The 10,714-nt window shown below is 39.3% G+C and carries 8 protein-coding genes; 6 read left to right on the top strand and 2 right to left on the bottom strand.

The genetic code is table 11. The features are described 5' to 3' along the window. The 6 genes from PLJ10_13065 to PLJ10_13040 form a co-directional block, all read left to right on the top strand. The coding region (locus PLJ10_13065) for a PASTA domain-containing protein (GenBank protein HOK10576.1) at positions 1 to 542 on the top strand (542 nt) is incomplete at its 5' end. Positions 543 to 769: 227 nt separating this feature from the next. Next, the gene (locus PLJ10_13060) at positions 770 to 1,174 is read left to right on the top strand and encodes a hypothetical protein (protein ID HOK10575.1); all 405 of its coding nucleotides are present in this window, start codon (positions 770 to 772) and stop codon (positions 1,172 to 1,174) included. Between the two features lie 301 nt (positions 1,175 to 1,475). Further along, positions 1,476 to 1,994, top strand: a complete 519-nt coding sequence (locus tag PLJ10_13055) for a hypothetical protein (protein HOK10574.1) — start codon at positions 1,476 to 1,478, stop codon at positions 1,992 to 1,994. 74 nt (positions 1,995 to 2,068) lie between these two features. Next, on the top strand, positions 2,069 to 2,536 hold the full coding sequence (locus PLJ10_13050; GenBank protein HOK10573.1) for a 3D domain-containing protein: 468 nt from the start codon (positions 2,069 to 2,071) through the stop codon (positions 2,534 to 2,536). A gap of 79 nt (positions 2,537 to 2,615) precedes the next feature. Further along, on the top strand, positions 2,616 to 4,037 hold the full coding sequence (locus tag PLJ10_13045) for a hypothetical protein (protein ID HOK10572.1): 1,422 nt from the start codon (positions 2,616 to 2,618) through the stop codon (positions 4,035 to 4,037). A 126-nt stretch (positions 4,038 to 4,163) separates the two neighbouring features. Beyond that, positions 4,164 to 6,218 (top strand): hypothetical protein, encoded by a 2,055-nt coding sequence (locus PLJ10_13040; GenBank protein ID HOK10571.1) that lies wholly within the window; start codon positions 4,164 to 4,166, stop codon positions 6,216 to 6,218. A gap of 36 nt (positions 6,219 to 6,254) precedes the next feature. On the opposite strand, the gene PLJ10_13035 is transcribed toward PLJ10_13040, so the two are convergent. After that, positions 6,255 to 7,760, bottom strand: a complete 1,506-nt coding sequence (locus tag PLJ10_13035; protein ID HOK10570.1) for a DNRLRE domain-containing protein — start codon at positions 7,758 to 7,760, stop codon at positions 6,255 to 6,257. 112 nt (positions 7,761 to 7,872) lie between these two features. Further along, positions 7,873 to 10,173, bottom strand: a complete 2,301-nt coding sequence (locus PLJ10_13030; protein ID HOK10569.1) for a right-handed parallel beta-helix repeat-containing protein — start codon at positions 10,171 to 10,173, stop codon at positions 7,873 to 7,875. Between the last annotated feature and the right edge of the window lie 541 nt (positions 10,174 to 10,714).

The following is a 10,714-nucleotide window of genomic DNA, read 5'->3' as shown; positions in this document are numbered from 1 at the left end:
CTCAGGCAATGATAAATGATATGTATGCCCATGTTCCAATGTTTGACGACCCGAAGGCTCCGAAGATATTAAAGGATGCGACAACACAAGTAGAAGTTCCGAATTTACAAGGGATGAGTCAACCTGACGCGTCAAATGCATTGAGTACAGCTGGGTTAACGGTGGGTAATATAACACAACAGTGTAGTAATAGCGTATCCGCCGGTAATGTTATCAGTCAGAATCCGTCTGCAGGGACGCAGGTAACTCCGGGCACAGCGGTGAACCTTGTAGTTTCCTCAGGACCGTGTTCAACGACAGAAGGAATGAAAGAAGGAGAAGGCAGTAAAGAAGGAGAAGGGACAAAAGAAGGTGAAGGGACCACTGAAGGAACTAAAGAAGGAGAGAAAACACAACCGCAAGAACCGAAACGTAAGTTCATCGTATCCTGCGGTGCTGGAAATGGTTCAGGTGGTTCATATATGGCAGATATGATGTTGTTAGGTCTTGTATCTGGTCTGTTACTTGTTCGTGCTGGCAAAAAGGCACGTATTAACATTTAGTAATTAGTAAGGGAATTTTCCCTACACGATTTTTGGAGGCACTTTATTCGGAGTGAATAGAGTGCCTCCGTTTTTTTACGGTTGTGATTTTAAGTAGAATGTGTTGTATTCGTTTCAAAAAACTTTTTTTGATGTTGTAGAATTTAGGTTTTTAGTTGATGAGAAAAAAGATGTAAAATATATGAAACTATATTCTATGGAATCATGTCAATAAAGGAGAGTAACCATTGCGGGAAGTACTTATGAGTTTGCCATTACTATTTGTAGTTGTTACGACATTTTATTTTGCTTTTCGTGCAATAATGCGAGTATGGATACAATATCGTGTTCGGCTTGCATTACTTGAGCGGTTAGAAGAGACGCCAGAACTCCTTGATGAGATTCCCCAAATACGAGAACTGTTTGAGATAGAGCAGGATGAACTTCATGAAAGTTATCCTATTGATTTTGTATTTACAGGTGCGTTTCTTGTTCTGTTCGGCTTAATTTTTGTTATCTTCGATTTTTTACTTGGGACGGGTCAGGTAGCAGTAGGTGCATATTGGGGTGGTGTTATTTGTTCTGGTTTGGGGTTTATTATTGCGTTGTTAGGATTATTCTTACGTTTTCTATCGAGACCCATTAACATTTGAAGGTTCTTAATTGCAAAAGAACCATCAGCCTTTTTGCTAATGGAGTGGAACTAATGTGATAGCTGAAATGGGTATGATATGGAACAGGTAGTATTAATAAATAGGTAGAAGTGATGCGTCGATAGGAATGCTTATGCTACATTTAACTTTCCACAAGCAGATTTGTTTGTATTCCTTTAGAATGACAGGGGTTGTCCCCTCCTATTTCGTTGTAGGTGAATAGGTTATGTTTTTACGAGGGCAAAACGATTTGGAATATAAATGAGGAGTTATAAAGAACACAATAAATAGGAGGCAAACAATGGGTTATATTCTTTATTCTCTTGAGAAGGGTGAAAAATGGCTAACTCCATTTGAGAAACGTCAATGGCGAGAAAAGGTTAAAGCACTTTCGGGCTGGTTTGAAGATAAAGGTATAGAAATTAGCCCATGGCTTCAAATTCGGTTGAGGGAATTATTGGTTTTAATGTTTTTTATTCAACGGTGTGAACATGATGTTGAAAAAACTTCATCTTTAGAAGAAGAAATAACAGATGGATACGAAACTGTGAAGAGGAAACATATAAAACAGAATGAGACGGTTCAGAAGTTTGAGATGTTGTTCAAATATCTTGAACGATTGAGGGACATTGTAGCTGAATTGGAGCGAATCAAACCATCAGAACCAAAGCATGTACATAGTCAAAGTATTTCTGAACTTGTACAAGATTTACTCCATTGCGAAAAGGAATTAGAAAAAGGTAGAGATACGCTACCGATTGAAACTGGAATTAAACCCGATATTGACACAATTAAAGAAGATGTTGAAATTTGTAATTGAAAATGAATCTGTTTTTGATAGAATATAATCAAAGGTAACGCATTCGTAATGCAACCAGTGAAAGGTAAGTGGGTATGTTAAAAAAAAGTTCTATCATATTCATTTCGATTCTTATCCTGTTATGTATGGGCTGTGCAACGACCTCGAATCGATTCAGACCACCTGCGGGTGGACGTTCAGAGGTTTTAACATTAGAAACACGAGGTTTTTGTCCATGTGGTAAATGTTGCAATTGGAAACGGAGCTGGCTGAGGTTTGGACGTCCTGTGGTTGCTCATGGTCCAAATCGAGGCAAACCGAAAAAAGTAGGGATGACTGCAAGTGGTGTTAAAGCGAAAAAAGGAACAATCTCAGCCGATACAAGTCGCTTTCCTTTTGGAACTGTAATGTACATACCTGGTTACGGCTATGGTCGGGTAGAAGACCGTGGCAGTTCCACTCAAGGGGATCGGATAGACCTATTCTTCAAAAAACATAAAGATGCAATACGATGGGGAAAACAAACAAAAGAAGTGAAGGTCTGGTATCCGCCAGGCATATAAGTGTGCAAGATGTATGAAACAACATTTTATTAAAAAATGGTGAGGTTTATTTGCAACCATATTTCGGAAGAGATTAAATATGCATGAATTACAGAAGTCGCTATATCAACTTTTACAATCACGTGAATTATTTGCATATCGCTTTTTCCGTAATGCAGAAGGTAGACCGTGGCGTTTGCGTGAGTATCAACGGGCATCATTAGAATCACATGCTCTCCGCAAAGTTCACTGTGATGGTCGTGATGTAGGCAAGACCACAGAGATAGAGATTATTGCGTGTTGGGCAATGGTATGTATGCCTGGCACGTCGATGCTTATTGCAACACAATGTGAAAATCATCTGTTTCCAGTTATGAACCGCCTTGTCCGTCGTTTCGAAACAAGCCCCGAATTTTCAGGAAATATTGCGGAGTTACGTCGTTCGCCATCGTACTTCATCCGATTTAACAATGGATTTATTCTTTGGGGGCGTATTGCTGGGCCGCGAGGGATTAATTTCCAAGGGATGCATGTGGACTGGCAGATTGTGGATGAAGCCCAAGAGATGACCGATACAAGCTGGGGCGAATTGTATCAAGCCCTTAATGCGGGAGGACGCCGTTGGGTTTATGGAGTGCCAAATGGATTACGAAACACTTTTTATCGGATGACATTCTTAGCGGAGGCAGAACAATATCATTGGCCCAGCTATCTTAATCCAGAGTTTACAAAGCAGAAAGATGAGGAACTTGCTTATCTCTATGGCGGACGTGATAGCCCAGGGTATATTCATCGTGTTTTAGGTTTACATGGCGAGCCAGTAAACGCAGTGTTTAATCTTGATGATTACTTATCATGTGTAGATGAATCGCTTCCTTTAAATGAAGTGATTTTAAAAAACTCGGTACTGGAGTTGGAACTACCGAGCGATATTCCAGCGGGTCATTATTACTTGGGCTGTGATTTAGGTTTTGCCCAGGCTCCTTCCGAATTTGTTGTCTATCGGAATGAGCCCCCATATTTAATTGGTGTTTTTCGTGTTCATCTGGAGCATGTAAACTATGCCCAACAGCAGGAGGTTATTCAGGCTTTAGACCGTGCCTACCATTTCCGTAGAATAGGGATTGACTGCGGTAATAGTGGCAGAGCAGTTGCACACCTATTAATGTCTCTGGGGTATGAATGGGAGCGTAAAATTTGTGCATTTGAATTCGGTGCTATGATTGAGACTGGGCATTTGTCCGATGGAACAGTCCAGCGACGTCGCACAAAAGAATGGATGACAGAATTACTACAACGACGATTAACAGAACATACAATTATATTTCCCAAAAGTGTGGAACGTGAACAACAATATGCCAATCATACATATCTACTTAATGCACAGGGACAATACATTTATTCTAAGGGTAATGACCACATTATTGATGCAGACCGATGTGCTATCCTTGCGTGGTATCTCGACACATATAACAGGGGAATATACCCCAGCAAACTAAGGGCAAAGGTTTTTACTTTTTAAGGTTGGACGAGACAGACAGGTCAGACGACGAGTCAGTTAGACGGTTGCTCTCTTTGGCTTTTCGTATAATTTGGTGTAAAATAGATATACTAAATGGAAAATATAATTTAAGATATAAGGAGAGTTATGCAGTTATCGGATGACCAGTGCTTAGATCTCTGGATACGGCAACGTGATGTAGGAGCATTTCAAGAATTGGTGTCGCGTCATGGTGGTATGGTTTATGGAGTTGCGTTGCGATTGACAAAGGAACCAAATATTTCCCTCGAGATAGCAAAGACCTGTTTCAAAAAATTAATTCAATTATCTCTCCTTCCACCTGTGCCGATTGCTGTGTTTTTACATCGTGAAGCGACGCGTGAAGCCATGTCCGTAATTAAGCAATTACCTCCACCATCCGATACTAATACACCTGTGTCATGGAATGATATTCGCCCTCGGATAGATGTGCTTATCGCCAATTTGTCAGAAAAATATTCATTGCCGATTATTCTACATATTCTTGAAGGGCAAGAGTCTGCGAACCTCGTTACATATTTGCGTTTACCGAGAGAGAAAATTGATGAGCGGGTTGCCAAAGGAATTGAACATATCCGACGTGGATTGAGTTTAGTAAAAATAAATTTAACTGTCCCACAGTTAAGTCAGATTTTGTCTACTAATGCCTATGAACCGTGTCCTGCTCAGTTAATTGATGGGGTGGCAGGTCTTATTCGCGAGTCTTTAAGTTCAGATTTGCCGACAACAGAAATCCGACGGAGAAGTAATAAGGTTTTGATTCGTTTAACTATATCGTTAGGTTTTGGTGTAGCCACGATTCTCTTTCTTCTGATACTTGTTATGTTTTTAAATAAAACACGTCAGGATGGCACTGGTACTGATGATAGTAACCTTGTTGTCACCACCCAACTCTCAGAAAATTCAATCTCTAATGAAGGGGAAACAAAAACGCAAGAACCATCTCCTTCACCTCCTCCTGAAACAAAAGAACCTACCAAAGAAGGAGAACCTGTTGAAACAAAGGCAGAAATCAAAATCGATTTGAACAGAAAAATATTCCAACTTTTATACAATCGATATGATGAACAGAGGAAAAAAGTAGAACCGCAGTATTATACCTCTCGTTCATTTACTCCTATGGATGCATTTTACTATTACTTATTAGCAGTAGAATCCTTACCGCCGGCTGATATAAACTGGCTACAACAGACATGGGAAATACTGCTGACATTAGGTAATAACCCTGTGCCAGAAGAGATAGTCGGTTATGTTAACAATATTCAAATGGCATTTCAGCAATGGCGAGATGGTATTTCCTACGAACGTGGAATATTACCCCCACCAGTGGTATTAAACGAACCACCTCTTGCCATCGAACCATTTCAGAATTTTTTTGAGTTGTTAACCATAAACCTTCTTGTTTTAAGTCACCAACCTAACGATTCGTTGATTATGGATGTCAATTTGCTTGTTCAATTTGCAGAGTCGCTTCAGAAACAGGTTTACGGCAAATTGACGCATATACCGCTTTACGCAATTGAATCTATGGGGATTGTGCTCCGTGAGTTGGCACGATTACGGTTATTATCTGCACAACAATTCCGAGATGGAATGAATTTATTATTGCGTTCAGAGAAAATTGCACAGGATAAGAACACGGTAAAATATAATGAGTATCGGCAGATTGCGGTTTGGGCTCAAACGGAGATTCCTTCTGTTTCTATATTGAGGCAGGCTTTGCAGAACATCCTTAATGAGCCGTCGGAAAAGGATTGGCTTGCCCGATGCTCTGAACAGGAACTACAGAACGCATGGGAAACGTTCTTAAAGTTACCACCCACAGATGAAGGAACGGAGACGAAAGTGACGGATTACCCATTAGAAGAATTGCGGAAAATCATATTTCCACCAGACACAATGGTAGACCAGCATCGTAAACATGTCAATATGACCCTTACTTTATCAAAAATATTCCTTGCAGTCGAATGGTACGCTGTTGATAATGGCGTATATCCAGTGTCGTTAGATTATCTGGTGCCTTCTTATCTTGCTGAGTTAGGGTTAGATAAGTTTTCGGAGTTATCCATTCAATATGAGTTTGATGGGAATGTTTACCAGATTCATTCTGGAGATGAAGGATTGTCTCTGTTCCTTCCGTGGCATGGAAATTTTGAATACTAAAACATCTCCCCTTTTATACATAATTACTAACCTTATTCATTTTTGGTGTTTTGTAGTTTTATCAGGGAATAGGTACTCCGTGAGTGTATTTTTGTTTAATATAGTGAAGGCAGGGCGATATGCAGTTCTTTCTCCACCACAAAAAGGGCTATCATTTTCACGAAATGCATCCGATGAGAAGAAGCGGATAACGCAATTCTTGTCTGTATTCTCAGCCATTGATATATTTATGCCATAGTTTAATTGAGGATTATCCATCCAATACTTTACATACTCTGTAATGTCAATCTGTATCCAATTCGGTGAGATTGGTATGGCTATCAGCTGAGTAGAACTACCATCAACTTCAGGTTGAGTAGACCAATTTACCCCCAATGTAGAACAACCCTCTTTCCCACTGAACTCATTACTACTCCCTGTTCCTTCATCCCACGGTGTTGTAATTCGTTGTGTTTTTATTGTAATAAATTTTAGGTCGGCGGAATATTCTATCTGTTCTGCATATAACCAGATTGAAGCCTTTTTCAGGTTTTCCTTTTCAAAAATGGGAGGTAGTGCACAGCGGATAAGAATTTTCCATTCGTTGTTTTCTTGTTTCCCAACAGAGAGGAAAGGTTCCATCCCTGCATTGTTGTCAGGCATATTTTTGATAATGGTGGTGTCTTGAATATCACATATAGGGATGTAGTCATTATTACGGCGGACGTATGGTGCATAACTTAAACTATTTTGGATGAACATATTATCGGTAATTATTGCAAAGTAATATTTCATAAACGTGCTCACAGCGGAAGCATTATGCTCTAAACCGCCGTAGTAATAATTTTTATAATGTTGATAAACCCAATTATGCTTTTGTTTCATAGACTCAAATTGTGTCATAGCAAGGAAAGGACCTGTTGTTAGATATGCCTGTTCACGAGTGCACCCTGCTTTCAGTTGTTCTGCAGTTACGTCCATGTCTATCTGTTTGAAACATTCTAATATTGTCTCATAAGGCCAATACAATTCGAGAGGAATGAGCGGTTCTGTTTGACTTTCGGCGAATAGGAAGACATCTGTGCTAAATTCCGCATCACGATGGGATGAATTGCCTTCTTCGCGGGCAGAACTTAAAAATGAGCGATGCCCCACTTCATCAAAATGCCATGGTATATCGGAAATATTATGAACTACAACGCCGAGGAAAAAAGCCACTTCTTTCCGAGCAACGGATGGCGGTAAGGATGGAAGTTTTTGCTTTAGAATGGAGACATATGTCGTCATGAATTTGTTCCAATGCGACGCTTCTGCGGAATCAGGGTTAATCTCACCATAGCCCCAATCGGGGAAAGCACAGCCCGCATAAAAAGCAGGATATACCTCAGTATCTTCGAAAAGTGTTGAAATACCAGAACATTGTTCACGCCATGGCTGGATATAGTTACGGATTGCCTGCAACCCGATTTCAATATGTGCACGGACACCAATGGCAGAGGATATATGTGTGACGAGAAGTAAATAGGCAAAGATTAGAACTATTATTTTATGTTTTAGTTTCATTTTTATCATCAATTTAAAGAGGTCTTTGTTTTTACTCAGATTGTTTATAATAAGACTTTGCCTCTTTTGAATTTGTTTTGGGTTGGGCTATTTTTTCTGTGGGCGAGAGGAATTATTGTTGTGTTCTGCCTTTGCGGATAATTTCCTCAGGTAGTTTTGTCCGATACGTATCCTTGTATAAGCCGATGGAGTTAAATGGGATAGATGTGAATGAAAAATTCTGAGAACCTAACCATGTCTCATTTGTGTTGAAATTTCCTTCTTTCGCATAGGGGAACAGTTGCTCTTCCGTAGTTTCCAGATTGTTTTCGAAAATGAAATTGGATGGGGCACGTACTATTGTTTTTTTACAGTTCCAGAAGATGTTATTACGGGCAGTGTTTTGGTTAATGTTTTCGTACAAATGGTTTAGTTCGGGGTATCGTTGCAAATAGAGGTCTTTATCTATGTCTTGATTGTCCCATATACTTTTAACAAAATTTGTCCAATGCTCAGTACTCCAAGGGGTGCAACTGATACCAATTCGACATTCTGCGAAAATGTTATTCTCAACAAGATTATCCTTTCCACCATGTATTTGAATACCTCCAAACCCATTTTCACCAGAGGAGGAGTGGTAAAAGATATTCCCATAAATGTGAACCCCTGAGATTGCGTCATCTAATCGTATCCCAGCCTGACCACAGCTCAATTGTTCCGCATTTTCCTGCCAATTGCCGATATGATGCCAATAATTGTAGCGGTAAACAACACCACGATAGGCAGGGTTTCCCCACATGTCAGCTCCGCCTTGGTCATCCGATTCTAATAGGACATCAAAGATTTCATTGAACTCGATTAGACAATCGTTGGCATCTATTCTGAAGGCACTGCTCGGATTTTTGTGAACAAGGTTGTGCGTAAGTGTATGTCCACAACCAGTAGCATAAACCGCAGGATTATAGGTATGGTCGATACGGGCAAGATTATAGAAATAACAATTATCCACCACAAAGTTAGAGGGTGTTAAATCTTTACGATTACCACCTGCAAGGTAAATGCCTCCTTTGCCTAAGGTTGTAAAATCGCAAGACTGGATTTTGTGATTTTTGCCATTACCGATGGTGATGCCATAGCCTGCGGATTCAGAGAAGGAGCAACCCGATATCTGGATATTATTACCGTCGAATATTTGTAATATATTAGTGGCATTTAATCGGAAATGGATGTTTTCAAGTGTGATATAACCTGCATTTTTAAAAATAATCATTGGCTTATCAGATAGGGAAAGTTCTATATTGGCTCCGTCTAATGATGCAGGTGGATAGAAATAAAGGAGCATGTGTTCGCGGTCAATATACCATTCGCCAGGCTGGTCTAATTCGCATAATAGATTGATGGCATAGTAACGTGCACCTTCACGGTAACCATAAGCAGACCCTGGACCCGCTAATAGGACGTCGCTGGTTTCTACATTTACTGATGACACTGTTTCGTATGAGTCTGCCCAATCATAATACCAGTAGCCATATAAAAGGATATTCGTCTCTTTGCTCCAATTGGCAAGGGGACAACCTTCTAATTTCAAACGGACGTTTTTCATGAGATTTGGATTGTTTGGGTCAGACTCATCTTTATCTCCCTGAACTCCAGCAACACGAAGAAACCCTTGATTCGGAAAACGGGCAATGGTCATGGGGAGTCTATTATAGAAAAGTTCAGGACATGGGAAAGTGTTATAATTTTGATAGTTTCTATCTGCCGTGCGAACCTTTCTACTTCCAAAGCCTGCAAGTTCTAATGGTGGCAATGAGCTTATACCGTAACGGGTTAAGTCAAGGACAAAAATGTTGTCTTTTACCTCAGGATTAATTCGCTCTGAGCCAGGCTCATCTGACACTTTCTTAAAATTAGATAAACGAATACCGCCAGTTATGACAACATAGGTTCCTGGTTCGGCTCGATATATTATTGGTGATTGTTCTGTGCCACTATCTTCCTCCGTAAAAATGAGGGTTGATGGAAGGGTATACTCACCTTCTTTCAAAATGACTTCAATACCACCTGGCGGAAGACCTTGTACTTTTTTTATCTCAAGTATCTTTGCCTTTGCATCTTCTATAGAATTAAATACGATTGCTGTTCCACGATTATTATTACTAATGGATTCGGCACTTATATTATTAAGGGAAGCAATGTGTTGTGTTTGCTGACAGGAGGTTTTGCCACATATCTTAATAATGTCATTGACCGCTTTGCTGTTAGGAATAATATATATGCTTAAAGAAGGTGGTGATTGTAGTTTATCAACCGTTGTTGCGGAAACGGTTAGGCTGGAAAGTGTTAGCATGATGAAAAACGAAAGCTTAAGATGTTTGACACAGAGAGCATTTGCAACAAAAGAATGGAATGGAAATGGAAGTTGCTTTAACATGCAGAACTCCTTTTTAAATAATTTAAATGTTTTATGAAGTATTGAGTTTACCATATTAAAAAATGCTTTTAAAAATTGTGAAGATGAACCACCGAGTATAACTGCATAAAGTTGTTGATTATTTTGTGAAGGGGAGAAGAAGATAAAACACATGAAGGCAAGAGACAACGTACTCTTTATTTTTCTATAAGTTCAATAATGTGTTCTGGTTTTTATAGCAATTAAATTCTTTACAATAAAGCAGACGAACTCAACACCCATTTGTTATAGTGACCCGTATTGCATATGTTGATGTGGTGTGTCTATATATCTGTTTGTAATCTATATTACACATAAATGAAGTGGTTTTAAGTACTATTCCATGATAGTAAAAATATTATTAAAAAATAAGAAACATATATTACTTTTATTTTCAATGGATAAGATACTTGACAAATACAGTAAATAGTAGTATGATAATATTTAGATAAGTAAACATGGGTTTACTTATATATGAGACCTCTGAACAAGAGGAGTGAGGGGTTTTTATATAAATTATACA

The sequence above is a fragment of the Candidatus Hydrogenedens sp. genome (assembly GCA_035361075.1).
GTDB lineage: Bacteria > Hydrogenedentota > Hydrogenedentia > Hydrogenedentales > Hydrogenedentaceae > Hydrogenedens.
This window is presented reverse-complemented; position numbering and strand designations above follow the sequence as displayed.

Excerpts from the sequence above, each read along its gene's own strand:
- PLJ10_13055 (HOK10574.1), top strand. The coding sequence starts at position 1,476 with ATGGGTTATATTCTTTATTCTCTTGAGAAGGGTGAAAAATGGCTAACT.
- PLJ10_13050 (HOK10573.1), top strand. The coding sequence starts at position 2,069 with ATGTTAAAAAAAAGTTCTATCATATTCATTTCGATTCTTATCCTGTTA.
- PLJ10_13045 (HOK10572.1), top strand. The coding sequence starts at position 2,616 with ATGCATGAATTACAGAAGTCGCTATATCAACTTTTACAATCACGTGAA.
- PLJ10_13040 (HOK10571.1), top strand. The coding sequence starts at position 4,164 with ATGCAGTTATCGGATGACCAGTGCTTAGATCTCTGGATACGGCAACGT.
- PLJ10_13035 (HOK10570.1), bottom strand. The coding sequence starts at position 7,760 with ATGAAACTAAAACATAAAATAATAGTTCTAATCTTTGCCTATTTACTT.
- PLJ10_13030 (HOK10569.1), bottom strand. The coding sequence starts at position 10,173 with ATGTTAAAGCAACTTCCATTTCCATTCCATTCTTTTGTTGCAAATGCT.